Consider the following 22,783-nt stretch of genomic DNA (forward strand, 5'->3'; position numbering starts at 1 on the left):
GGTTCCTGTGCAGCCCCGGGTTCGCACTGCCGCCGCACCGGAGGGCGCTGGCCGGCGGGCTCAGGCCTCGAGCCGCTCCCGCAGCCAGGCCAGGTCGGCGGACTGGCCCTCGACCCCGCCTGGGGTCTCGACGATCACCGGGACGCCGGCGTCACGGACCACGGCGACCAGCCCGTCGGGGTCGGCGTACCCCTGGCCGAGGTTGGTGTGCCGGTCGGCGCCGGACCCGAACGCGTCGCGCGAGTCGTTGGCGTGCACCAGGTCGACCCGCCCGGTGACCGCCTTGACCCGCTCGACCAGGCCGACCAGCTCCTCACCGCTGGCGTGGAAGTGGCAGGTGTCGAGACAGAAGCCGACGGTCTCACCGCCGGGCGCGGCGGTGACGGCCTCCCACAGCCGACCGATCCGGTCGAGCTGGCGGGCCATCGCGTTCTCGCCGCCCGCGGTGTTCTCGATCAGCACCGTGGCCGGCATCTCCATCCGCTCGATGCACTTGCGCCAGTTGTCGAAGCCGACCGCGGGGTCGTCCGCGTCGGAGACGTGACCGGCGTGCACGACGATCCCGAGCGCGCCGATCGCGGCGGTGGCGTTCACGTAGGACTGCAGCAGCTTGCGGCTGGGGATCCGGATCCGGTTGTTGGTGGTGGCCACGTTGATCCGGTAGGGCGCGTGCACCACCAGAGCGATCCCGGCCCCGGTGGCCGCGTCGCGGAGGGCCTCGGCGCCGCCCTCGTAGCGGACCACCGGCTCCTTCCAGGCCTGCGGCTCCCCGAGGAAGAACTGGCTGACCTGCGCGTCGCGGGCCCGGGCCTCGGCGATCGGGTCGGTCTGGTCGACGTGCGCCCCCAACAACACTCCACTCACCCTGGCGAGAGTAGGGCACGGCTCGGACACCGCCGGGGCGCACGGCCACCGGCCAACGTTCGGTAACGGCTCGGCGACGACTCCGCGACATGCCCCGCGTGCCGGGCCGGATCGGCCGTCCGGCCGCCGCGGTCGTGTCATATTGACGCCACCGGCGCTCAGCGGGGTGGCGGTGGCGAGGGCGCCCGGACGGGCCGAGCGGGAGGACAGTCGTGCGGAAGATCGGGATCGTGGCGGGGGCCGTGCTGGCGACCGGGGTGCTGTTCGCGGGGGCCGGCTGCGCGCCGCCCGCCTCGACCGGCTCGTCGAGCGGGTCGAGCTCGACCGGGGCGGCGTCGTGGAACTCGGCGCAGGACGCCGGCGGCATGGACGCCCTGGTGGCCGCGGCCAAGAAGGAGGGCAAGCTGAACGTCATCGCGTTGCCGCCGGACTGGGCCAACTACGGCAAGATCATCTCCTCGTTCCAGAGCAAGTACGGCATCACCGTGAACTCGGCCCAGCCCGACGCGGCCAGCCAGGACGAGATCAACGCAGCCGGCCAGCAGAAGGGCACCGACCGCGCCCCCGACGTCTTCGACCTCGGGCAGTCCGTCGCGCTGGCCAACACCGGGATGTTCGCGCCCTACAAGGTCTCGACCTGGGACACCATCCCCAGCGACCTCAAGGACGGCAACGGCGTCTGGGTCAACGACTACGGCGGCTACATGTCGATCGGGTACAACGCCGACAAGGTGCCCACCCCCACCGGCGTCAAGGACCTGCTCGGCTCGGGCTTCAAGGGCAAGGTCGCGCTCAACGGTGACCCGACCCAGGCCGGGGCGGCCTTCGCCGGTGTCGCGATGGCCTCGCTGGCCAACGGCGGCAGCGCCGACAACATCCAGCCCGGTATCGACTTCTTCTCCTCGCTCAAGAAGGCCGGCAACTTCCTGCCGGTCGACCCGACCGCGGCGACGATCGAGTCCGGTCAGACCCCCGTGGTCATCGACTGGGACTACACCAACGCGGCCGAGACCGCCAAGGTCCCGAGCTGGAAGGTCATCGTCCCGAGCAACGCGGTGGTCGGTGGCTACTACTTCCAGGCCATCAACAAGGACGCCCCGCACCCGGCGGCCGCCCGGCTGTGGGAGGAGTACCTCTACTCCGATGAAGGCCAGAACCTGTTCCTCAACGGCGGCGCCCGCCCGGTCCGGGCCGACGCGATGGAGAAGGCCGGCACCATCGACAAGACCGCCTACGCCAAGCTCCCGAAGGTCGAGGGCACCCCGGTGATCCTCACCCCTGACCAGACCAAGACGGCCGCCGGCGTGCTCAGCAAGGAGTGGAGCAAGGCGGTCGGCTGAGGCGAGAGGACACCCGCGGATGGCGAGGCGATCGGGCGTCCGGCTCCGGCCGGCGCTCGGCGTGCTCCCGTTCGGCGTCTACCTGCTGATCTTCCTCATCGTCCCCACCGTGACGGTGCTGATCGGTGCGTTCGCCGAGAACGGCCGGCCCAGCGCGGCCAACCTGGCCGCGCTGGCCGACGGCAGCGTGGCCACCGCGCTGCTCAACAGCGTCGCGGTCTCCGCGGTCACCGCGCTGATCGGCGGCGTGGTCGGGGCGCTGGCCGCCTACGCGGTGGTGACCGGGCGGCCGGACGGCGTCCTGCGCCGGCTGGTGACCTCGGTCTGCGGGGTGCTGGCCCAGTTCGGCGGCGTCACGCTGGCCTTCGCCTTCATCGCCACGCTGGGCATCTCCGGGGTCGTCTCCACCTGGCTCGACGCGCACCTCGGGACCTCGCTGACCAGCAGCGTCTGGCTGTTCGGGCTCAAGGGCCTGGTGCTGGTCTACTCCTACTTCCAGATCCCGCTGATGGTGATCGTCTTCCTGCCCGCGCTGGACGGAATCCGGCCGCAGTGGCGCGAGGCGGCGGCGAACCTGGGGGCGACCGGGTGGCAGTACTGGCGCTACGTCGGGCTGCCGCTGCTCGCGCCGGCCTTCCTCGGTGCGCTGCTGCTGCTCTTCGCCAACGCCTTCGCCGCCTACGCGACCGCCGCCGCGCTGGTCAGCCAGGGCAGCCCGATCATCCCGCTGTGGATCCGGACCGCGCTCACCAGCGAGGTGGTCCTGGGTCGGCAGAACTTCGCCTACGCGCTGGCGCTCGAGATGATCGTCGTGGTCGCCGCGGTGATGATCGGCTACACGCTGCTGGTCCGTCGCACCGCGCGGTGGATCCGATGATCACCACGGGCGGAGCCCGATGACCCCCCGCCAGGCGGCCCGGGCGCGGCTGACCACCTTCCGGGTGGTCGTCCTGGTCCTGGTCGGGCTGTTCTTCCTCGTCCCGCTGCTGAGCATGCTCGACTTCAGCACCCGCAACTTCACCGGCACCGGCCGCACCGGGGCCGCCTGGGCGCTGCTGGTCACCGACCCGCTGCTGCGCGGGTCGATCATCACCTCGCTGGTGCTCGCGGTGCTCACCGTGGTGCTGATGCTGGTGCTGCTGGTGCCGACGATGATCTGGGTCCGGCTGCGGGTGCCCTGGGTGGCCCGGCCGCTCGAGTTCTTCTGCCTGCTGCCGCTGACCGTGCCGCCCCTGGTGCTGGTGGTGGGGCTCAAGAACGTCGTGCTCTGGCTCAACTTCCTGTTCGGCGACACCCCCTACGTGCTGACCTTCCTCTACGTGGTGCTGGTGCTGCCCTACGCCTACCGCGCGCTCGACGCCGGGCTGTCGGCCATCGACGTCCCCACGCTGGCCGAGGCGGCCCGGAGCCTCGGCGCCGGCTGGGCCACGGTGATCACCCGGGTGGTGGTGCCGAACATCAGGACCGCGCTGCTCTCGGCCTCGTTCATCTCGATCGCGCTGGTGCTGGGCGAGTTCACCTTCGCCTCGCTGCTGAACTACAACACACTGCAGGTGGTGATCAACCTGCAGTCCAAGGCCAACGCGCAGGAGTCGGTGGCAGCGTCGCTGGCCTCGATCCTGTTCGCCGCGGTGCTGTTGATCATCCTGTCGGTGGTCAGCGGCGGGCGGCGTGGCCGGGCGGTCGCCTCGGCGGCTCCGCTGCCCACCGGCACCGCACCCGCCGCCGCACCGGCCGGGACGGCCGGCTCGTGATCGTCACCGGCGACGTCCGGAGAGGGAGGCACCACCGATGAAGCCCGAGCGGGGAACCGGCGTCGAGGTGCGGCTCGAGGAGCTGCACCGGCACTACGGCAGCACCCGGGCGCTGGACGGTCTCGACCTCACCCTGCGCCCCGGTGAGCTGGTCGCGCTGCTCGGGCCGTCGGGCTGCGGCAAGACGACCGCGCTGCGGATCCTCGCCGGGCTGGACGAACCGACGTCGGGCCGGGTGCTCGTCGACGGCCGCGACGTCACCACGGTGCCGGCCAACAAGCGCGACATGGGCATGGTCTTCCAGGCCTACTCGTTGTTCCCGCACCTGACCGCGCAGGCCAACGTCGAGTTCGGGCTCAAGCTGCGCAAGGTCGACCGGGCCCGCCGGGCCGCCCGGGCGCGCGAGATGCTCGACCTGGTCGGGCTGGCCGACCAGGCGTCGCGGTACGCCACCGAGCTCTCCGGCGGCCAACAGCAGCGGGTCGCCCTGGCCCGCGCGCTGGCCATCGAGCCGTCGGTGCTGCTGCTCGACGAGCCGCTGTCGGCGCTCGACGCCAAGGTGCGCACCCAGCTGCGCGACGAGATCCGCCGGGTCCAGCTCGAGGTGGGCACCACCACGCTGTTCGTCACCCACGACCAGGAGGAGGCGCTGGCCATGGCCGACCGGGTCGGGGTGATGAGCAAGGGGGTGCTGCAGCAGCTCGACACCCCGCAGGAGCTCTACGCCCACCCGGTCAACGCCTTCGTGGCCGACTTCGTCGGGCTGATGAACCGGGTGCCGGCCGAGGTCGCCGACGGCCGGGTGCGGCTCCTGGGCACCGAGGTCGCCACCCTCGACGGCTCGGTCACCGACGGCGCCGGGGTGGCGCTGCTCCGGCCCGAGCAGCTGACCGTCCGGCCCGACCCGGACGGGACCGCCGAGGTGGTCGACGTGATGTTCTCGGGCGCGGTGTCGCGGCTCCGGCTGCGCGCGGGCGAGCAGGAGCTGGTGTCCCAGCTCTCCGGGTCGGCGCTCAGCGGGCTGTCCGCCGGAACCCGGGTGCGGCTCGGCGTGGACGCCGAGCGGCTGCTGGTCACCGCGCCCTGACCCGTCCGGGTCGCGCTGTCGGACGTCCGTGCCAGGCTGGGCCCATGGCCAAGGTCGTCCTGCTCCACCACGTCCACGGGCTGACCGACGGCGTGATCGCGTTCGCCGACCGGCTGCGCCGTGCCGGGCACACCGTGCACACGCCCGACCTGTTCGACGGGCACACCTTCGCCGAGCTCGCCGCCGGGATGGCCTACGAGGAGGAGACGGTCGGCTGGGAGGGGATGCAGGCCCGGGCGCACGCCGCGGTCGAGGGCCTGCCCGCCGGACTGGTCTACGCCGGCTTCTCGATGGGGGCGGTCTACGACACCGTGCTGGTGCTCGAGCGGCCCGGGGCCCTCGGCGCGGTGCTGATGGAGTCCTGCCCGGACCCGGCGGACTTCGGCGGCTGGCCGGCCGGCGTACCGGTGCAGGTGCACGGCCGCGACGCCGACCCGTACTTCGGCGCGGAGGGCCGGGCGAACGCGGAGGCGGTGATCGCGCTGGCCGGTGCGGGGGAACTGTTCGTCTACCCGGGCGAGCAGCACCTGTTCGCCGACGCGTCGCTTCCGGGCTACGACCCCGACCAGACCGCGCTGCTCGTCGACCGGGTGCTCGGGTTCCTGGGCGGGCTCGACCGCGGCTGACCGCGCCGGCCGCCGGGGCTCAGGTCCGCTTGACCGGCGGCCGCGGTCGCCGGCGCGGCGGGTGCGCGTCGCGCCAGTAGCCGGCGAAGACGAGCGCCGCGCCCATCACCAGGGCGAGGATGCCGCCCAGCAGCAGCGCGTTCGAGAGCTCCATCAGCGCTTCTCCTCCGACCCGTCGTCGAACCGGTCCCCGGACTGGCCGCTCTGCCACCAGTCGCGGACCCGGCCCGCCGCCGCGGCCCCGACGCCGCCGACCACCCCGCCCAGCTTGCCGACGACCTTGATCAACGGGTCCGAGCTGGTGGCGAACGCCCGCTTGTAGGACTCGGCGGCGGCCCGGACGTCCTCACCCATCGGGGCGTCCTTGTCGGCCGACCGCTTCGGGTAGTGCCCGGCCAGGATCTCGCGGTACTCGCTGCCGGCGGCCCACTGCTGGAGCTCCGCAGCGCGGAGCGCGGCCATCGGGTGGCTCTGGCCCGAGATCTGCAGCAGCTTGAGCACCGAGTCCCGGACGTCCCCGCTGCCCTGGTACTCCCGGGCCTGGTCGAGGAAACCGGCGACGTCCATGTCGTCGGGGTTGAGCGCCCCGGCGAGCGCGGCGTGCACTTTGAGCGCGCTCTGCGGGTCCTGGGTGCAGAGCAGGCCGGCGCGGTCGCAGGACAGCTCCGACTTCCGGAACCACTCGTTCAGTCCGGTGATGATCGCCCGGACCCCCCACGAGCCGACCGGGATCCAGGCCACCGAGGTGGAGATGTTGATCAGCTGGAGCAGCAGCGTCCGGTAGAGCGCGTGTCCGCTGAGCACGTGACCGACCTCGTGGCCGATCACGAACCGCAGCCCTTCGGCGTCGAGCAGCTGGAGCATCCCGGTGCTCAGCACGATGATCGGCTTGTCCAGCCCGATGGTGTTCGCGCTCGGCACCGGGTCCTGCTGGACGAACAACTCGGGGACCGGGTGCAGGTCGAGGGTGGCGGCGCACTCGTCGACCATCCGGTAGAGCTCCGGGTACTGCCGCACCGAGACCCGCACCGAGGTGGCGAGCTGGAGCAGCCGGACGCTCCGCTCGCCGACCGCGCCGGAGACCGCCCGGAGCACCTGGTCGAACCCCGGGACGGCGCGCAGCGCGACCAGCGCACCGCGGTCGGCGGGGTGCTCGTAGGCCCGCGGGCTCAGGTCCGGGAACCGGATCCTCCCGGGACGGAGCTCCCGGCTGGTGGCGTAGCTCATGGCGCAAGGATGCCCGATCCGGGCCCGGACGCGACGACGCCGCCGCCGGTCGGGGACCGGCGACGGCGTCGCGTGGGTGCGTGGACCGACCGCGGAGGTCAGCCGCCCATCTGGGTGCGGGCCATCGGCAGCAGCACCGCGAGGTAGACGATCCAGAACACGATGTAGAGGACCGTCAGGATGATGCCGACGATGAGGCCGACCTTGGCCGGCGTGTTCTTGACGCCGACCGCCTTGGACTGGTTGAGCGCGACCGCGCTCAGGATCAGGCCGACCAGCGGAGCGAGGAAGGCCAGGACCACGCCGACGATGCCGAGGGTCTTCCCCGGGTAGTCGGCCGGCGCCTGGGCGGGAACCGGCTGGGTTGCACTCATGTGCGGTGTCTCCTTCTGGAGGGGATGGGCGCGGGCACATTAACCGGCGCGCGGCCCACGGGGTGGATGATTGACCTGGCTTCCGGCGATCTTGGCCGGATCGATATGAAACCGATGCTTCCCGGGACGGATCCGGTCAGTTGACGGTGCCGAGCTGGGTCGCGACGGCGATCACGTTGACGACCACCGCGATCACGGTGAGGCCGGTGGTGATCGCGCCGACGATGATCCCAGCCTTGGCGACGCCGTTCTCGAAGCCGGCGTTCTTCGACTGCTTGTAGGCCACGATGCTGACGATCAGCCCGACGACGTTGGCGACGATCGACAGCACCAGGCCGACGATGCCGAGGGTGCGGCCCGGGTCCTGCTGGGCGGCGGCGTAGGGGGCGCGGGTCTCGGTGACGTTGCTCATGGCTGCTCCTTGGTGGTGACGGTGCGCGGGCATGCGCACCGGGTCTGCGGGTTCGTGACGGGGGTCGGACGCATCGCGCGTCGGCTCGGTTCCCTGCCGGTGCGGGACCGGGAGAATCCGGATCGGTGGTGGTCGGCCGGGCCCCCGCGCCGGCCGCTCCCCACGACCGGAGAACCTAGTCAGCGACAAGATCATCGAGTCGGTGAACGGGCCGTGGCCCGGCCATGGTTTCGCCCCGAAATCCCTGAGATCCGGTTCAGATCACGGCGACGGCTACCCTGCACGGGTGGCGGTCACCCTGCTCGGCCCGCAGCGTCGGCCGGCCGCGGCCCGCGCCGCGGTGGCCGAACGCGTCCCGGACGGCCAGATCGCGACGATCAACGCGGGCTGGCAGGAGCGAGAGCCGGACACCGGTGAGCTGGGCCGGGTGCTCGAGGGCCGGATGCGCAACCTCGAGCTCTGGGCCCGCTGGCAGCAGGTGCTGCGGGAGGACGCCGAGCACGCCCGCGCCGAGGGCGAGCTCGCCGCGGCCCTCGAGCAGCAGCAACGGCTCTACACACTGCGGCTCCGGCACGCCCTGGCCGCGCTGACCGCCGTCGCCCGCCAGGACGGCGACCCCGAGGCACGGACGGCGGCGCTCGACGACTGCCTCCGCGTGGTCCGCGACCTCGACGACTGGCACCTGGCGCGGGTCAGCCGGCTGCGGACCGACTTCTACCTGGCCGTCCGTCTCGGCGAGCGCCCGGCGTTGCGGGCGCAGCGCGAGCAGGTCGCCGAGGTGGTCGCCGGGTGCCGTGGTGTCGTGGTCACCGGCGGTCACGTGGGTGTGCTGCTGCACGTGCTGCACCTCTTCGACGCCCGCCGCCTGATCACCGACGGACCGGCCGGCCGCGCGGTGATCGCCTGGTCGGCCGGGGCGATGGCCTGCTCGGAACGGGTGGTGCTCTACGGCGACTTCGCCGCCTCCGGCCCGCTCGACCCGCAGTACTGGGCCGAGGGGCTCGGTCTCTATCCGCGGGTCCTGCCGTTCCCGCACGCGCGCCGTCGGCTCGACCTGGACGACCGCGAGCGGCTCGGGGTGCTGGCCCGGCGTTTCGCCCCGAGGCGGTGCCTGTTGCTGGCCGACGGTGAGCGGGTCGACGTCGGCGACGCCGGCGAGCTGCCGCCCGCCGCCCGCACCCTCGAGCCGTCCGACCCGGGCCGCTCACCGGGGACCGCGTCCGGCTCCATGATCAGCGGCACCGTGACCGGCGATCCCGTGCCGAGCGCCTCATGATCAGCGCTTCCATGATCAGGGTCTCCATGATCAGCGCTTCCGTGGTCAGCGAGGTGGGCCGGTGACCGGGCGACGGAAGCTGGCGATCAACCGGCTGCGCTCGAACCCGCAGCTCGACCAGGCCGCGGCCGAGCGTTTCCTGGCCCGCCACACCTTCCCGATCATCGAGGGCGTCAAGGCGACGTTCGCGGTCCGGGTCGACGACGTCGACGCGGTCTACCTGCGGCACCGGGTGCAGGGACTGCCCGGCGATCTCGCGCTGCGCCGGCTGCCTGGCACCACGGTGTGGTGGGTGGTGGTCGAGATCCCGTCGAGCTCGCGGGTCGAGTACCAGTTCGAGTCGCGTCGCGGTGATCACTGGCACCGGTTCAACGACCCCGGCAACCCGCACCTGGCCCGGAGCCCGGTCGGAGACTCGTCGGTCTGCTTCGGCGACGGTTACCGCACACCCTCCTGGAGCGAGCCGGACCCGGAGGCCCGCCCCGGCGAGCTGGTCGCGTGGGAGCTGCGCAGCGTGGCCCAGCGCCGGACCAACCGGGTCACCCTCTATCTGCCGGCCCGGTTCCGCGAGACCACCCGCTATCCGTTGCTGGTGGTCCACGACGGCGCTGACTACCTCGAGTACGCGCAGATGAAGACGGTGCTGGACAACCTGATCCACTCGCTCGACCTGGCCGAGACGGTCGTCGCCTTCACCGATCCCGGCGAGCGGCTCACCGAGTACCCGAACAACGCCGCGCACGCCCGCTGGATCGCCCACGAGCTGGTGCCCACCCTCGAGGAGCGGCTGCCGCTGGCCGGCCGCCCGTCCGGTCGCTGCCTGATGGGGTCGAGCTTCGGCGGCGTCGCCTCGCTCTCCGTCGCCCACCGCAACCCCGGCTACTTCGGGTCGCTGCTGGTGCAGTCCGGCTCGTTCGTGTTCACCGACATCGGCGACGACCACGGCGAGGACCCGGCCTTCGACCCGGTGGTCGCCTTCGTCAACCGGTTCCGGGCCCGCCCGCGGCGGGTGGTCGAGCGGATGTTCGTCTCCTGCGGCGTCTACGAACCGTTGATCACGCCTAACCGCTCGATGCTCAACACCTTCCGCGAAGCCGGGATCGAGGTCGACTACGTCGAGTCCCGCGACGGGCACAGCTGGCCGTCCTGGCGGGACCGGCTGCGGGACGGACTGAGCTGGATCTACCCGGGTCCGAGCACCTTCGTCTACGAGTAGGCCTGCCACCCGCCGGGGAAACCAGTTGTCGGCGGTCGGCGTCGGCTGCTTCACTCCGCGGGTGTCCCTGACCGAACGCCCACTGGCCGAGACCGACCTCGACGCGATCATGGCGATGCTGCACAGCTACGACCTCGCCTACGTCGGCGAGCCGATGATGGACGCCGAGGACGTGCTCGGCGAGTGGCAGATGCCGAGCTTTGAGCTGGCCCGCGACACCCTCGGGCTGGTCGACGACGACGGACGGCTGGTCGGTTACGCCAGCGTCGACAGCGGCGGGACGGTCGAGGTCACCACGGACCGGGAGCTCTGGAACGGTCCGGAGGAGGAGCGGTTGCTCGACCACGCCGAGCGGCACGCCGCCGCCCGCGGGATCACCTCGGTCCGCCGCTTCGTCGCCGGCGCCGATGTCGAGGGGCAGGCGCTGATGAGGCGTCGCGGGTGGTCGGAGGCCTACACGAGCTGGGTGCTCCAGCTCGGCCCCGACGACGAGATCCGCACCCGCGAGCTCCCGCCCGGCTACGCCGTCCGTCCCTTCGCCGCCGAGGACGCCGAGGAGGTCCACCGGGTGGTCGCCGAGGCGTTCTCCGAGTGGCAGCAGAACCAGCGCAGCTTCGAGGACTGGCACGCCTCCGTCGTGGAGCGGCCCGGGGCCGACTCGACCCGGTTCCGGGTGGTCACCTTCACCGACCCGGCCGGCGGCGACGCACCGCAGATCGTCGGGGCCTGCGTGGTCTTCGACGGCCCGGAGGAGGCCTGGGTCTCGCAGCTGGCGGTCGCCCGCGACCACCGGCACCGCGGACTGGCCCAGCGGCTGCTGGCCGACACCTACCGCGGGGCCCGCGAGCGCGGCGTGGCCAGGGGCGGCCTCAGCACCGACAGCCGGACCGGTGCGCTCGGGCTCTACCAGCGGCTCGGGATGACCGTCTTCTGCGAGTACCGCTGCTTCACCCGCACGCTGGCCTGACCGGTCGCCCGGTCAGTCGAAGCGGTCGCCGGCCGTGCTGTCGGGGGCGGCGAGCAGCGCGAGCAGGATGAGCGGGCCGGCCACCGGGATCAGCACGCCGAGCACCCAGAACCCGGAGTGGCCGCTGTCGTGCAGCCGCCGCACCATCACCGCGAGCGCCGGCACCACGATCCCCAGCGCCCAGACGTAGCCGATGACGTCGCCCGCCGAGCCGGTGCTGACCAGCGAGGCACGCCAGCCGCCGGAGCTGACCACGTCGACGATCTTGAGCACCACGTTGACCGCGCTCGCGAACAGGAACCACCACCAGAACTCGCTGCGGCTGGCCCGGCCCCGGAAGACCGCGTACTTGCGGAACACCCGGGACAGCGCCTCGCGCGGGGTGGCGCCGTAGAGCGGCGCAGCGAAATCGTCGCCCTCGTCGGGGCGGCCGCTCGGACGGCCTGCGGTCACCGGTGAGCTCACGCGCCCACCGTGCTCCGCCGGAGGGTCAGCGCGGGCCGGTCCCGGTCCGTGGACCGCGGCCGCCTCGAGGATTGGGCGCCCGGGCGCCCCGCCGGGTAGAGTCGTCCCTTGGTCCCGGCTCCGGTCGGGACCGACTCGCGTCCCGCCGACCAAGAGGCGGCCGCGGGTCCGCATCGCCCTCCTGTCGCGGGGACGTCCCGTGACCGCAGAGACCAGAGGAGGAGGAGTTCGCGCATGCGCAAGTACGAAGTCATGGTCATCATGGACCCGGACGTCCAGGAGCGGGCCGTCGCCCCGGCGCTGGACCAGTTCCTGACCGTCATCACCAAGTCCGGTGGCACCGTCGACAACATCGACATCTGGGGCCGTCGTCGGCTCGCCTACGAGATCCAGAAGAAGAGCGAGGGCATCTACGCGGTGCTCAACCTCACCGCCGAGCCCGACGCCGTCCGCGAGCTGGACCGTCAGTTCGGCATCAACGAGTCGATCATGCGGACGAAGGTGCTGCGCACCGACGCCAAGTGATCCGCTGACCGTCGGCCCACCGGTGGCGGCGTCCGGCAGCCCACGACCCGAGGGTCTTGGCGTTGTCGGTGGCCGCTGACAGACTCCGGCCCGACGGCGTCCGCGATCGACGGCAGCACCGTCCACAGCACTGGTCAACCGGAGCACGGAGCAGAGACATGGCAGGCGAAACCACCATCACCCTGGTCGGCAACCTCACCGCCGACCCGGAGCTGCGCTTCACCCCCTCGGGTGCGGCCGTGGCGAACTTCACCGTGGCCTCGACGCCGCGGACGTTCGACCGGCAGACCAACGAGTGGCGTGACGGCGACGCGATGTTCATCAACTGCGCGGTCTGGCGCCAGGCCGCCGAGAACGTCGCGGAGTCGCTGCAGAAGGGCACCCGGGTCATCGTCCAGGGTCGGTTGAAGTCGCGCAGCTACGAGACCCGCGAGGGTGAGCGGCGCACCGTCTTCGAGATCGACGTCGACGAGGTCGGCCCGGCGCTGCGGTACGCGACCGCCAAGGTCACCCGGACCAGCAGCGGCGGCGGACAGGGCGGCGGCTACTCCGGTGGCGGCGGCCAGGGCGGCGGCGGGTACTCCGGCGGTCAGGGCGGCGGTCAGGGCGGGGGCCAGGGCGGCTCGCGTCAGCAGTCCGGCGGCCAGGGCGGCGGGTACGCCAACGACCCGTGGGCCACCGGCGGGGGCAGCTCCGGCGGTTCCGACCCGTGGGCCAGCAACGGCGGCGACGAGCCCCCGTTCTGATCGGGACTCGTCCCGCACCACACAGACACACACGGCACATTCCGGCTCCGGCCGGGCTCACAGAAGGAGAGCACCACAATGGCCAACGCACGTGATCCACTGCGCAAGCCGAAGAAGAAGGCCAACCCGCTCAAGAAGGGTCAGGTCGTCGACTACAAGGACACCCAGACGCTGCGGAAGTTCATCTCCGAGCGCGGCAAGATCCGCGCCCGCCGGGTGACCGGGCTGAGCGTCCAGGAGCAGCGCCTGGTCGCCATCGCGATCAAGAACGCCCGCGAGGTCGCGCTGCTCCCGTACGCCTCGACGGCTCGCTGAGCCGCGGGAAGGAGAGAACACCGATGAAGCTCATCCTGACCGCTGCGGTCGACAACCTGGGTGTGGCCGGTGACGTGGTCGAGGTCAAGGACGGGTACGCCCGCAACTACCTCGTCCCGCGCGGGTTCGGCATCCGGTGGACCCCGGGTGCGGAGAAGCAGATCGAGGGCATCAAGCGGAGCCGCGACGCACGCGAGATCCGGGGCGTCGAGCACGCCCAGGAGGTGCGGGCGCAGCTCGAGGAGATCACCGTCGAGGTGCCGGTCCGCGCCAGCGCGGGCGGCAAGCTGTTCGGCGCGGTGACCCCGAGCGCCATCGCCGGCGCGGTGAAGAAGGCCGGTGGCCCGGCGATCGACAAGCGGGCCGTCACCATCGCCAAGCCGATCAAGAGCCTCGGCACCCACCAGGTCGGCATCAAGCTCCACGACGCCGTGACCGCGCACCTGCCGGTCACCGTCGTCGCCGAGTGAGCTGACCCTCGCAGCACCCTCGCAGGACCCGTAACACCCAGCAGCACCGTCACCGCCCCGGAGCACCGCTCCGGGGCGGTGTCGTCTTCCCGGCCGGTCGCGCCGCCGCCGGGATGCGCTGTCGGGCGGAGGCCTCGTCCGTCTGCAGGGTGATGCCGGCGGCGCCGCGCCGGCCGACAATGAGGTGCGGCGCGGCAGTGGGGCCGCGCGTTCGCGTCACTGGGGAGACGTCATGGAAGCACCCGTTCCGCTCGTACCGCCGGACGCACCGGAGGAGGTGCGACGCCGGGCCGCGGGTCCGGCCCGGGTGCCCGAGTTCGACCCGACCCTCGGGCTGCCGGTGCAGCGCGCGTCCGGACCCGAACCGCGGCACCGGCTGGTCACCATCGGGGACTCGCTCACCCACGGCTTCCAGAGCGGCGCGATCCACAACACCGACCTCTCCTGGCCGGCGATCCTCGCCTACGAGCTCGGCTGGTTCGACCAGTACCGGTTCCCGATCTATCCGGGCTTCGGCGGTCTCGGGCTGAACCTGGAGTACCTGCTCCGCGACCTCGAGGAGCATCTCGGCCCGGAGATCAGCTGGTGGGAGGCGCCCGAGGCGGCTGTCCGGGTACTCGGCACGCTGACCCGCGCCGACCGGTACTGGGCCCGCGGCGCGGGGGCCGAGGTGCCGCCGCACGCCTACGTCCACGACCTCGCCGTCTACGGCTGGACCCTGCACGACGCGCTGACCGTCACCGCGGCGTCCTGCCAGGCGACCATCGACAGCGCCCGCGACCGGCTGGTCGAGCTGGTGGTGTCGCACAGCGCCGAGCGCGCCGCGCTGCGGGTCTATCCGGACACCCAGCCGGCCTACCGGCACGAGACCGTCTTCGACACCGCGGCCCGGCTCGGCGCGGAGGGCGACGACGGACCGGGCATCGAGACCCTGGTGGTGATGCTCGGGGCCAACAACGCGCTGCAGTCGGTGACCGACCTGAGGGTGCGCTGGACCGACGACACCTACGCCGCCGAGCGCGACGGCACCGGTTACACCGTCTGGGACCCGGTCCACTTCCGCGAGGAGCTCGACCAGGTGCGGCAGGCGGTGGAGCGGATCGACGCCCGGCACGTGATCTTCTGCACCGTGCCGCACGTGACCATCGCGCCGATCGCCCGCGCCGTCGGCACCACGAAGGCGCGTCCGGGGTCGCGCTACTTCCCCTTCTACACACGGCCGTGGATCAGTGACGCGGACTTCGACCCGGCCCACGACCCGCACCTGACCGAGAACGAGGCGCGGGCGGTCGACACCGCCATCGACTGCTACAACGACGCGATCACCGCGATGGTCCGCGCCGCCCGGTCCGGGCCGGCGCCGCGGGACTGGCTGTTGTTCGACCTGTCGGCGCTGCTCGACCGGCTGGCCACCAAGCGCTACCTGCGGGATCCGTCGGCGAAGCCGGCCTGGTGGACGCCCTATCCGCTGCCCGCCGAGCTCACCGCGCTCGACCCGGTGCCCAACACGGTGTTCCTCAGCGCGAAGCCGGGCGGCGGCCGGGCCGACGGGGGACTCTTCTCGCTCGACGGCGTCCACCCGACGACGGTGGCCTACGGGCTGGTCGCCGACGAGCTGGCCCGGATCATGGCCGGTGCCGGTGTCGAGTTCCGGAGCTCCGACGGCGCGGTCCGACCCGACCCGCACGTCGACTTCGCCCGGCTGGTCGCCCGCGACAGCCTGATCACCTCGCCGCCGCGGCTGGTCGACGAGACGCTGCGGGTGCTCGGCTGGTGCGACCAGACGCTCGACTGGGTCGACCGGGTGCTGCACCGTCGGCCCCGGCCGGCACCACCCTCGACCCGGGCCACCACCCCGACCGCGGACGTCGCCGCGCCGGCCACCGCCTGAACGGCCACCTCGTGAACGGCTGGGCTCAGCGGCCGGTCCGCATCCAGCCGGTGGTCCGGACGCGGAGGACCAGCGTGATCATCCGGGCGACCATGAAGCCGGCGTAGCCGACCCAGAGCCAGACCAGCCCGGCGTCGAGGTGCCGGACCAGCAGCACCAGCGGCAGGTAGGCCGCCAGCGCGCAGGCTCCGGCGAACGCCAGGTAGCGGCCGTCACCCGCGCCGATCAGCACGCCGTCGAGCACGTAGACCACGCCGGCCACCGGCGCGGTCACCGCGAGTACCACCACCACCTGGGCGAGCAGCGCGCGGACGCCGGGGTCGGGGGAGAAGAGCGGCGCGTACAGCGGGCGGGTGAGCAGCAGGGCGAGCCCGAACACCACGCCGGCCCCGACGCCCCAGCCGATCATGCGTCGGGTCATCCGACGCACCACCGCGGTCCGGCCGGCGCCGAGCTGGCGTCCGATGATCGCCTGCGCGGCGATGGCGATCGCGTCGAGCGCGAACGCCAGCAGGGTCCAGAGGCTGGTGCTGACCTGGTGCGAGGCGAGCGCGACCGCGCCGAACCCGGCCGCGGTCAGCGTGGTGAGGGTGATCGCGGTCTGCAGCCAGGCCGTCCGCAGCACCAACCAGGCCCCGGTGCGAGCGGCGGTGAGCACACCCAGCGGGTCGAACCGGACGGCGATCCGTGCCCGGCGGGCGCCGCGGACCACCACGGCGGCCAGAACCAGGGCGGCCGCGGTCTGCGCGATCAGCGTCCCGGTGGCCGAGCCGGCGATGCCCAGGTCGAGCCCGTAGACGAGCAGCAGGTTGAGCCCGACATTCACCAGGTTGGCGCTGACCGCGACGGCCAGCGGGGTCCGGGTGTCCTGCAGGCCGCGGAGCACCCCGGTCGAGGCGAGCAGCAGCAGCACCGACGGCAGCCCGTACCCGGCGATCCGCAGATAGCGCTCGGCCTGCTCGGCGACGGCCGGGGCCACGCCGTACCAGCCGATGACGGTCGGCAGCAGCAGCTCGAGGGCCAGCGCGAGCACCGCCCCGAGCAGCAGCGCGAGCACCATGCCGTCGATCCCGCCGGCCAGGGCGCCCGGTCGGTCACCGGCACCGAGCCTCCGCGCGACCGTCCCGGTGGTGCCGTAGGCCAGGAACACGCTCAGCCCGGTCAGCACCCCGAGGACGTTGGCGGCCACCCCGAGCCCGGCGAGCTGGTCGGTCCCCAGGTGTCCGACGATCGCCGAGTCGGCGGCCAGCAGCAGCGGCTCGGAGACCAGCGCGGCGAACGCCGGGACGGCCAGCGCGAGCATCTCGCGGTCGAGGGCTCGGCCGTCCGGCGTACCCGCCGTCGACTCCGGCTGCCTGCTCACGCCCACCCGCGTCCCCACTCTGCGTCCGTTTCTCGCGCTCTATGCCTGCGGCAACCGAAGCAAAGAGCACGGAGCGGACGCAAAGCCGGGGTGGGAGGTCGTGTGAGAGGCGTTGGGCGAAAGGGGTCAGGACGGGTCGCGGATCAGCGGGAAGGCCAGCTCGAACCGGTCGCCGGGGAGCGCGGCCTGGGCGTACTCGACCGGTTCGCCGCCGGCGAAGGCGCGTCGGGTGAGCCGGAGCAGCGGCCGGGTGCCCGCGATGGCGAGCAGCTTGGCCTCCTCCTCGGTCGGCAGTCCCACGGTCACCGACTCCTCGCCGCTGTCCGGGAGCACGCCGGCCTCGCGGAGGAGCGCGTACAGGCTGCCGGCGAGCACCTCCTCGGTGAGCGGCGGGACGCGGTCGGCGGAGAACCAGGCCTCCTCGAGAGCGAGCGGGGTGCCGTCGCCCAGCCGGAGCCGGCGTGAGCGGCGGAGCGTCCGCGGCGCCGGGCCGCCGCCGGGGCGGGCGGCGAAGAACTCGACCGCGGCGGGCGGCGGTTCGGGGTCGTCGTCCCACTCGAGCGGCTGGGTGCTCGGGGTCAGGCCCTGGGCGCGGACGGTCTCGGTGAAGCTCCACAGCTGGACCCGCAGCCGCATCGGATCGGCCGAGCGCAGGTTGCCCTTGCCGTGGACCGGGGTGACGATGCCCTCGCGGACGAGCCCGCCGATCGCCTGGCGGACGGTCATCCGGGCGACTCCGAGCCGGGTGGCCAGATGGCGCTCCGGGGGCAGCCGCTCGCCCGGGGACAGCGCGAGCACCTCGGCCCGCAGCTGTTCACGGATCGTTTCGTGCTTCGAGTCGCTGCGTTCGGACATCGGTCGCATTGTCGCGCAACGGGCCGGTGCAGCGTGGGAAGTTGTCGTCAGTGGGCGTTCAGGAGGCGGATCGGTCGTTGTCCACACCTGTGGTCAACACTGTGGAAAACCACACCGATGTAATTCGCTACTTCCAGAAGGTGGCGATCACGAAGGCAGCGGCCATGCCGCCCATGCCGATGAGGATGTTCCAGTTGCCCAGGTCGGACATGAACGGGATGCTCTGGCCGGCCACGTAGTAGACGATCAGCCAGGCGACGCCGAGCAGACCGACGGTGATGAACGTCGGCGGCACCCACCGGCGGCTGCCGGGGGCGCGGGGGGTCTTCTTCGGCCGGGCGTCGGGAGACTTCTTGGCCTTCTGCTTCTCCGCTGCCGCCTTGCGCACTTTCGACTCGGGCACACGCTCTCCTCACGGGTCAGTGGGTAGCGTAGTCAATGCCCCGGCCCGAAGCATGTTCCGCGACGCCCGGCCGTGGGTCGCCCCAGGTGAGACACGGGTGGGACAGGGGCGGGACACGGGCAGGACGTGGGCGGGGCCTGGCACCGGACGAGGGGAGGAGCGATCGTGACCGAGCCGTCGTCCGACGTGCCCGGGCTCCTCGGGCGGCTGCGCCGGCGGTTCATCCGGGCCCGGGTCCGGCAGCGGGTCCGCAACCCGCGCAGCCGGGGCGGCAAGGCGCTGACCGGGCTGGTCTGCCTGGTCGCCGGGCTGCTGATCACGGTCAGCGCGGTGGCGGCGCGGGGCATCGACCTGCGACCGGGACGCAACACCGACCTCATCGGTCTGGTGGAGACCCAGTCACGGCGCAACGCCCAGCAGGCCCGCGAGGTCACCCAGCTGCGTGCCGAGGTCGACGCGCTGTCGGCGCAGCAGAACGCCTCGGTCGACACCGCCCTGCTCACCGAGCGGGCCCGGGACGCCGGGGTCGAGCCGGTCACCGGGCCGGCCCTGACCGTGACCCTCGACGACGCGCCGTCCGACGAGGCGGCGACCGGCATCGACCAGGATCTGCTGGTGGTGCACCAGGAGGACATCCAGTCGATCGTCAACCTGCTCTGGCTCGGCGGCGCCGAGGCGATGACCATCCAGGGCCAGCGGGTGATCTCGACCACCGGGGTCAAGTGCGTCGGCAACGTGGTGGTGCTGCACGGCATCCCGTACGCCCCGCCGTACGTGATCAGTGCGATCGGCGACCAGCGCCGGATGGCCACCACCCTGGCCACCTCGCAGTTCGTGGCCATCTACAAGGAGTACGTCGACCGGTACCGGCTCGGCTACTCCGAGAAGCTCGAGGCGAAGGCGAGCTTCCCGGCCTACCAGGGCTCGCTCGAGCTCAGCTATGCCTCGGTGCCCGGCTCGGACGCGAGCGCCGAGCCGACCTCGTCGCCCACCGGCTGAGCTGGAACGCCCGGGTCCCTCGGCGGGTCGGCGGGGGAGAATGGCGTCATGACCGCGCGGATCCTGGTCGTCGACAACTACGACTCCTTCGTCTACAACCTCGTGCAGTACCTGGCCCAGATCGGCGCCGAGGTCGAGGTGTGGCGGAACGACGACCAGCGCTTCGCCGAGCCGGGCGCTCTGGACGGCTTCGACGGGGTGCTGCTGTCGCCCGGGCCGGGGACGCCCGAGCGGGCCGGCGTGTGCATCGACCTGATCCGCGAGCAGGCGGGGCGGACACAGGGTCAGGTGCCGGTCTTCGGGGTGTGCCTCGGTCTGCAGGCCATCGGGGTCGCCTTCGGCGGCGTGGTGGACCGGGCGCCCGAGCTGCTGCACGGCAAGACCTCGCTGGTCGAGCACGACGGCTCCGGGGTGTTCCGCGGGCTGCCCAGCCCGTTCACCGCCACCCGCTATCACTCGCTGGCCATCGAGCCCGAGACCGTCCCGGACAGCCTCGAGGTGACGGCGCGGACCGAGAGCGGGGTGGTGATGGCCGTCCGGCACCGCAACCTGCCGATCGAGGCGGTGCAGTTCCACCCGGAGTCGGTGCTGACCGAGCACGGCTACCAGATGCTCGCCAACTGGCTCGCCGACTGCGGGGACGTCGACGCGCCCGTCCGCGCGGCCGGGCTGACGCCGCTGATGTCGGCCCACTGAGGTCGCGGCTGCGGGCTGAGCTTGTCGGCGCCCAGCCCTTCGACGGGCTCAGGGCACCGTGGGTGAGGACGCGGGCTGAGCTGGTCGAAGCCCAGCCTTCGACGGGCTCAGGGCCCGGATCAACGCGGGCTGAGCTTGGCGAAGCCCAGCCCTTCGACCGGCTCAGGGCGCGGATCAACGCGGGATGAGCTGGTCGAAGCCCTGCCCTTCGACGGGCTCAGGGCCCGGATCAACGCGGGCTGAGCTTGGCGAAGCCCGGCCCTTCGACAGGCTCAGGGCACCGTGGGTGAGGACGCGGGCTGAGCTGGTCGAAGTCCAGCCCTTCGACAGGCTCAGGGAGCGGGTGTTTGCCCTTCGACAGGCTCAGGGTGCGGGGGTCTGCCCTTCGACAGGCTCAGGGCACCGTCGACGGGCTCAGGGCACAGCGAAGTCAGCGGACGCCGCGGGGGCGGAACTGGACGCTGATCCGGGGGCCGACAGGCTTGGCGGTCTTGGCGATGGCGTGCTCCCAGGTGCGCTGGCAGGAGCCGCCCATGACGATCAGGTCGCCGTGGCCGAGCGGGAAGCGGTGTACGGCCGGGCCGCCGCCGCGGGGCCGGAGGGCCAGCTGCCGGGCCGAGCCGAGCGAGAGGATCGCCACCATGGTGTCCTCGTTGCGACCGCGGCCGATGGTGTCGCCGTGCCAGGCCACCGAGTCGCGGCCGTCGCGGTAGAGGCACATCCCGGCGGTCCGGAACGGCTCGCCGAGCTCGCCGGCGTAGTGCGCGGTGAGGCGCTCCCGGGCCTGCCTCAGCGTCGGGTTCGGCAGCGGACGCTGCTCGTCGTAGAAGCAGAGCATCCGCGGCACGTCGACCACCCGGTCGTACATCTGCCGACGCTCGGCGTACCAGGGCACGGTGTCCAGCAGCTCGGCGAACACGGCGTCGGCGCCGGTCAGCCAGCCCGGCAGCAGGTCGACCCAGGCCCCGCGGCTGAGCGGGATCCGCTCGGCCCGACCGAGCGCGGCGAGCTCGGGCTCCTCGACCAGGTCGAGCAGCGAGGACTGCAGTGTCGTGGACATGGATCGAGACTAGCTCGATGCGCAGACACTTTCGAATAAGACGTCGAACAGGCGTACGGTTCAGCTGGGCGTGGGGCTCGGCGTCGGGCTCGGCGTCGCGCTCGGGGTCTCCGACGGCGTGGGCGTCGGGGTCGGCGTCGGGGTGCTCTCGGGGCCGCGCGAGACGACGATCGTCACCGTGCTGCCCTCCTTGGCCACCGAGCTGCCCGTCGGGTCCTGGTCGGCGACCACCCCGGCCGCCGTGGTGTCGGAGTACTCGCGCTTGACCGACACCTTGAAGCCCGCGCCCTCGAGCTGCTCGCGCGCGCCCTGCTCGCTCTGCCCGGTCACCGGCGGCACCGTGACCTTGCCGCTGGCGTAGCTGAGGGTGATCTTCGTCCCGAGCGAGACGCTCTCGCCCTCGCCCGGGTCGACCTGGGTCACCTCGTTCGTCTTGCCGTCGCTGTTGTCCACCGCGACGGGCTCGACGTTGTTGAAGCCGAGGTTGGTGAGCTCCTTCTCGGCGTCGGCCCTGCTCTTGCCGACGATGTCGTCGGGGATCTGCGCGGTCTTCGGGCCGTCGTTGATCGTGATGGTGACCGGGCTGTTCTCCGGCACGTTGCTGCCGGCCGTCGGGTTCTGCCGGATCACCGTGTTGACCGTGTTGTCGTCGGCCCCGTTGGTGTGGGCGACGGTGACCGGCCCGGACAGCTGGCTGTTCATCAGCTGACTCCGCGCCTGCGCCTCGCTGTAGCCGGTGACCGACGGCATGGTGACCATCGCGACCGCGGGTGGCTGGAAGTAGCGGTAGAGGCCGTAGGCGCCACCGAGGGCGAGCAGCAGCACCGCGACGATGACGATCGGGATCCAGGCCCGACGCTTCCGCGGCGCCTCATCCTCGGGCGGCTCCTCCTCGGTCTCCCGGGTGACCACCGGGATCGGCGCGGGCGGCGGCACCCGGGTCGCGACCCGGGTCGCCTCCGGGTCGGGCACCGGCGCGGTCGGGACGATCGCCGTCACCTGCTCACCGGCGAGCACCCGTGTGATGTCGGCCTTCATGTCACGGGCCGACTGGTAGCGCTCGTCCGGCGACTTGGCCAGCGCCTTGAGCACGATCGCGTCCATCTCCGGGGTGACCGCGCCGTTCAGCTCGCTCGGCGGCACCGGGTTCTCCCGGACGTGCTGGTAGGCCACGCTCACCGGCGAGTCGCCGACGAACGGCGGACGTCCGGTCAGCAGCTCGTAGAGCAGACAGCCGGCCGAGTAGATGTCGCTGCGGGCGTCGACGGTCTCGCCGCGGGCCTGCTCGGGGGACAGGTACTGCGCGGTGCCGATCACCGCCGCGGTCTGGGTCATCGTCGCCGAGGTGTCGGCGACCGCCCGGGCGATGCCGAAGTCCATCACCTTGACGTTGCCGGTCTGGGTCAGCATCACGTTGGCGGGCTTGATGTCGCGGTGCACGATCCCCGCCCGGTGGCTGTAGCTCAGGGCGTCGAGGACGCCCTGGGTCAGCTCCAGCGCCCGCTCGGGCATGATCTTGCTGCCGTCGCGCAGGATGTCGCGCAGCGTCGGCCCCTCGACCAGCTCCATCACGATGTAGGGGACCGACACCCCGGTCTGCGGGTCGGTCTCCTCGCCGGTGTCGTAGACGGCCACGATCGTCGGGTGGTTGAGTCCGGCCGCCGACTGGGCCTCGCGCCGGAAGCGGGCCTGGAAGGTGGGGTCGCCGGCGAGGTCGGTCCGCAGCTGCTTGACCGCGACCGGACGCCCGAGCCGGGTGTCCATGGCCCGGCGCACCTCGGCCATGCCGCCGCGGCCCAGCAGGTCGCCCAGCTCGTAGCGACCGCCGACGCTCACCGCCTCTGGCATCCGT

General features: G+C 72.4%; 26 protein-coding genes. 15 read left to right on the top strand and 11 right to left on the bottom strand.

From position 1 onward, the window contains the following. Positions 1 to 60: 60 nt before the first annotated feature. The gene (locus tag FHX74_RS06845) at positions 61 to 864 is read right to left on the bottom strand and encodes a deoxyribonuclease IV (protein WP_328823679.1); all 804 of its coding nucleotides are present in this window, start codon (positions 862 to 864) and stop codon (positions 61 to 63) included. A gap of 212 nt (positions 865 to 1,076) precedes the next feature. Between FHX74_RS06845 and FHX74_RS06850 the strand changes: the two genes are divergently transcribed. Genes FHX74_RS06850 through FHX74_RS06870 form a run of 5 tightly spaced genes read left to right on the top strand, consistent with a single transcriptional unit; the run spans position 1,077 to position 5,671 of the window. Continuing rightward, complete coding sequence (locus FHX74_RS06850) at positions 1,077 to 2,204, top strand: ABC transporter substrate-binding protein (protein WP_220483582.1); 1,128 nt, start codon at positions 1,077 to 1,079, stop codon at positions 2,202 to 2,204. 19 nt (positions 2,205 to 2,223) lie between these two features. Beyond that, positions 2,224 to 3,081 carry an ABC transporter permease gene (locus tag FHX74_RS06855; RefSeq protein WP_182559341.1) on the top strand — a complete coding sequence of 286 codons (858 nt, stop codon included), beginning with the start codon at positions 2,224 to 2,226 and terminating at the stop codon, positions 3,079 to 3,081. 19 nt (positions 3,082 to 3,100) lie between these two features. After that, on the top strand, positions 3,101 to 3,958 hold the full coding sequence (locus FHX74_RS06860) for an ABC transporter permease (RefSeq protein WP_182559342.1): 858 nt from the start codon (positions 3,101 to 3,103) through the stop codon (positions 3,956 to 3,958). Positions 3,959 to 3,995: 37 nt separating this feature from the next. Continuing rightward, complete coding sequence (locus FHX74_RS06865) at positions 3,996 to 5,045, top strand: ABC transporter ATP-binding protein (RefSeq protein ID WP_182559343.1); 1,050 nt, start codon at positions 3,996 to 3,998, stop codon at positions 5,043 to 5,045. After that, positions 5,042 to 5,671, top strand: a complete 630-nt coding sequence (locus tag FHX74_RS06870; RefSeq protein ID WP_268925957.1) for a dienelactone hydrolase family protein — start codon at positions 5,042 to 5,044, stop codon at positions 5,669 to 5,671. Before FHX74_RS06865 ends, FHX74_RS06870 begins: the two co-directional genes overlap by 4 nt. A 19-nt stretch (positions 5,672 to 5,690) precedes the next feature. On the opposite strand, the gene FHX74_RS20690 is transcribed toward FHX74_RS06870, so the two are convergent. From FHX74_RS20690 to FHX74_RS06885, 4 genes are all read right to left on the bottom strand, one after another. Beyond that, positions 5,691 to 5,825, bottom strand: coding sequence for a hypothetical protein (locus tag FHX74_RS20690; RefSeq protein ID WP_268925928.1), 135 nt, complete (start codon positions 5,823 to 5,825; stop codon positions 5,691 to 5,693). After that, positions 5,825 to 6,898, bottom strand: coding sequence for a M48 family metallopeptidase (locus tag FHX74_RS06875; RefSeq protein WP_182559345.1), 1,074 nt, complete (start codon positions 6,896 to 6,898; stop codon positions 5,825 to 5,827). Before FHX74_RS06875 ends, FHX74_RS20690 begins: the two co-directional genes overlap by 1 nt. Positions 6,899 to 6,996: 98 nt before the next feature. Then, entirely contained in the window at positions 6,997 to 7,272 is a 276-nt protein-coding gene (locus tag FHX74_RS06880; RefSeq protein WP_182559346.1) for a hypothetical protein, read from the bottom strand. 136 nt (positions 7,273 to 7,408) lie between these two features. Beyond that, positions 7,409 to 7,684, bottom strand: coding sequence for a DUF4190 domain-containing protein (locus FHX74_RS06885; protein ID WP_182559347.1), 276 nt, complete (start codon positions 7,682 to 7,684; stop codon positions 7,409 to 7,411). 286 nt (positions 7,685 to 7,970) lie between these two features. On the opposite strand from FHX74_RS06885, the gene FHX74_RS06890 reads away from it, so the two are divergent. The 3 genes from FHX74_RS06890 (at position 7,971) to FHX74_RS06900 (ending at position 11,143) form a co-directional block, all read left to right on the top strand. After that, positions 7,971 to 8,960 (top strand): Type 1 glutamine amidotransferase-like domain-containing protein, encoded by a 990-nt coding sequence (locus tag FHX74_RS06890; RefSeq protein WP_182559348.1) that lies wholly within the window; start codon positions 7,971 to 7,973, stop codon positions 8,958 to 8,960. Between the two features lie 61 nt (positions 8,961 to 9,021). Further along, positions 9,022 to 10,176 (top strand): alpha/beta hydrolase, encoded by a 1,155-nt coding sequence (locus FHX74_RS06895; protein WP_182559349.1) that lies wholly within the window; start codon positions 9,022 to 9,024, stop codon positions 10,174 to 10,176. Positions 10,177 to 10,237: 61 nt separating this feature from the next. Next, positions 10,238 to 11,143, top strand: a complete 906-nt coding sequence (locus tag FHX74_RS06900) for a GNAT family N-acetyltransferase (RefSeq protein WP_182559350.1) — start codon at positions 10,238 to 10,240, stop codon at positions 11,141 to 11,143. 12 nt (positions 11,144 to 11,155) lie between these two features. Here the strand turns inward: FHX74_RS06900 and FHX74_RS06905 are convergent, their stop codons facing one another. Further along, complete coding sequence (locus FHX74_RS06905; protein WP_182559351.1) at positions 11,156 to 11,608, bottom strand: DUF805 domain-containing protein; 453 nt, start codon at positions 11,606 to 11,608, stop codon at positions 11,156 to 11,158. Between the two features lie 234 nt (positions 11,609 to 11,842). Between FHX74_RS06905 and rpsF the strand changes: the two genes are divergently transcribed. From rpsF to FHX74_RS06930, 5 genes are all read left to right on the top strand, one after another. Next, the gene (rpsF, locus tag FHX74_RS06910) at positions 11,843 to 12,133 is read left to right on the top strand and encodes a 30S ribosomal protein S6 (protein ID WP_182559352.1); all 291 of its coding nucleotides are present in this window, start codon (positions 11,843 to 11,845) and stop codon (positions 12,131 to 12,133) included. Positions 12,134 to 12,291: 158 nt separating this feature from the next. Next, positions 12,292 to 12,879, top strand: coding sequence for a single-stranded DNA-binding protein (locus FHX74_RS06915; RefSeq protein WP_182559353.1), 588 nt, complete (start codon positions 12,292 to 12,294; stop codon positions 12,877 to 12,879). A gap of 78 nt (positions 12,880 to 12,957) precedes the next feature. After that, positions 12,958 to 13,194, top strand: coding sequence for a 30S ribosomal protein S18 (rpsR, locus tag FHX74_RS06920; protein WP_182559354.1), 237 nt, complete (start codon positions 12,958 to 12,960; stop codon positions 13,192 to 13,194). Positions 13,195 to 13,217: 23 nt separating this feature from the next. Continuing rightward, positions 13,218 to 13,664: a 50S ribosomal protein L9 gene (rplI, locus tag FHX74_RS06925; RefSeq protein WP_182559355.1), complete on the top strand. Its 447-nt coding sequence runs from the start codon at positions 13,218 to 13,220 to the stop codon at positions 13,662 to 13,664. A gap of 232 nt (positions 13,665 to 13,896) precedes the next feature. Beyond that, a complete protein-coding gene (locus tag FHX74_RS06930) occupies positions 13,897 to 15,555 on the top strand; it encodes an SGNH/GDSL hydrolase family protein (RefSeq protein WP_220483583.1) in 1,659 nt (552 codons plus the stop codon). Between the two features lie 25 nt (positions 15,556 to 15,580). On the opposite strand, the gene FHX74_RS06935 is transcribed toward FHX74_RS06930, so the two are convergent. From FHX74_RS06935 to FHX74_RS06945, 3 genes are all read right to left on the bottom strand, one after another. Beyond that, complete coding sequence (locus FHX74_RS06935) at positions 15,581 to 16,918, bottom strand: MATE family efflux transporter (RefSeq protein ID WP_328823680.1); 1,338 nt, start codon at positions 16,916 to 16,918, stop codon at positions 15,581 to 15,583. A 126-nt stretch (positions 16,919 to 17,044) separates the two neighbouring features. Beyond that, on the bottom strand, positions 17,045 to 17,773 hold the full coding sequence (locus FHX74_RS06940) for a GntR family transcriptional regulator (RefSeq protein ID WP_182559356.1): 729 nt from the start codon (positions 17,771 to 17,773) through the stop codon (positions 17,045 to 17,047). A 127-nt stretch (positions 17,774 to 17,900) separates the two neighbouring features. Then, on the bottom strand, positions 17,901 to 18,176 hold the full coding sequence (locus FHX74_RS06945; protein ID WP_182559357.1) for a cell division protein CrgA: 276 nt from the start codon (positions 18,174 to 18,176) through the stop codon (positions 17,901 to 17,903). A 165-nt stretch (positions 18,177 to 18,341) separates the two neighbouring features. Here FHX74_RS06945 and FHX74_RS06950 point away from each other — a divergent pair, with 165 nt between their 5' ends. Further along, positions 18,342 to 19,175: a DUF881 domain-containing protein gene (locus FHX74_RS06950; protein WP_328823681.1), complete on the top strand. Its 834-nt coding sequence runs from the start codon at positions 18,342 to 18,344 to the stop codon at positions 19,173 to 19,175. A gap of 48 nt (positions 19,176 to 19,223) precedes the next feature. Next, complete coding sequence (locus tag FHX74_RS06955) at positions 19,224 to 19,871, top strand: aminodeoxychorismate/anthranilate synthase component II (protein ID WP_182559358.1); 648 nt, start codon at positions 19,224 to 19,226, stop codon at positions 19,869 to 19,871. 430 nt (positions 19,872 to 20,301) lie between these two features. Here the strand turns inward: FHX74_RS06955 and FHX74_RS06960 are convergent, their stop codons facing one another. After that, positions 20,302 to 20,931, bottom strand: coding sequence for an alpha-ketoglutarate-dependent dioxygenase AlkB (locus FHX74_RS06960; protein WP_182559359.1), 630 nt, complete (start codon positions 20,929 to 20,931; stop codon positions 20,302 to 20,304). Between the two features lie 60 nt (positions 20,932 to 20,991). Further along, positions 20,992 to 22,779, bottom strand: a complete 1,788-nt coding sequence (gene pknB / locus FHX74_RS06965) for a Stk1 family PASTA domain-containing Ser/Thr kinase (protein WP_182559360.1) — start codon at positions 22,777 to 22,779, stop codon at positions 20,992 to 20,994. Positions 22,780 to 22,783 lie beyond the last annotated feature (4 nt).

Source organism: Microlunatus kandeliicorticis (assembly GCF_014137855.1).
Taxonomy (GTDB): Bacteria; Actinomycetota; Actinomycetes; order Propionibacteriales; family Propionibacteriaceae; genus Microlunatus; species Microlunatus kandeliicorticis.

Excerpts from the sequence above, each read along its gene's own strand:
- FHX74_RS06855 (WP_182559341.1), top strand. The coding sequence starts at position 2,224 with ATGGCGAGGCGATCGGGCGTCCGGCTCCGGCCGGCGCTCGGCGTGCTC.
- FHX74_RS06860 (WP_182559342.1), top strand. The coding sequence starts at position 3,101 with ATGACCCCCCGCCAGGCGGCCCGGGCGCGGCTGACCACCTTCCGGGTG.
- FHX74_RS06865 (WP_182559343.1), top strand. The coding sequence starts at position 3,996 with ATGAAGCCCGAGCGGGGAACCGGCGTCGAGGTGCGGCTCGAGGAGCTG.
- FHX74_RS20690 (WP_268925928.1), bottom strand. The coding sequence starts at position 5,825 with ATGGAGCTCTCGAACGCGCTGCTGCTGGGCGGCATCCTCGCCCTGGTG.
- FHX74_RS06875 (WP_182559345.1), bottom strand. The coding sequence starts at position 6,898 with ATGAGCTACGCCACCAGCCGGGAGCTCCGTCCCGGGAGGATCCGGTTC.
- FHX74_RS06880 (WP_182559346.1), bottom strand. The coding sequence starts at position 7,272 with ATGAGTGCAACCCAGCCGGTTCCCGCCCAGGCGCCGGCCGACTACCCG.
- FHX74_RS06885 (WP_182559347.1), bottom strand. The coding sequence starts at position 7,684 with ATGAGCAACGTCACCGAGACCCGCGCCCCCTACGCCGCCGCCCAGCAG.
- rpsF (WP_182559352.1), top strand. The coding sequence starts at position 11,843 with ATGCGCAAGTACGAAGTCATGGTCATCATGGACCCGGACGTCCAGGAG.
- FHX74_RS06915 (WP_182559353.1), top strand. The coding sequence starts at position 12,292 with ATGGCAGGCGAAACCACCATCACCCTGGTCGGCAACCTCACCGCCGAC.
- rpsR (WP_182559354.1), top strand. The coding sequence starts at position 12,958 with ATGGCCAACGCACGTGATCCACTGCGCAAGCCGAAGAAGAAGGCCAAC.
- rplI (WP_182559355.1), top strand. The coding sequence starts at position 13,218 with ATGAAGCTCATCCTGACCGCTGCGGTCGACAACCTGGGTGTGGCCGGT.
- FHX74_RS06930 (WP_220483583.1), top strand. The coding sequence starts at position 13,897 with ATGGAAGCACCCGTTCCGCTCGTACCGCCGGACGCACCGGAGGAGGTG.
- FHX74_RS06940 (WP_182559356.1), bottom strand. The coding sequence starts at position 17,773 with ATGTCCGAACGCAGCGACTCGAAGCACGAAACGATCCGTGAACAGCTG.
- FHX74_RS06955 (WP_182559358.1), top strand. The coding sequence starts at position 19,224 with ATGACCGCGCGGATCCTGGTCGTCGACAACTACGACTCCTTCGTCTAC.
- FHX74_RS06960 (WP_182559359.1), bottom strand. The coding sequence starts at position 20,931 with ATGTCCACGACACTGCAGTCCTCGCTGCTCGACCTGGTCGAGGAGCCC.
- pknB (WP_182559360.1), bottom strand. The coding sequence starts at position 22,779 with ATGCCAGAGGCGGTGAGCGTCGGCGGTCGCTACGAGCTGGGCGACCTG.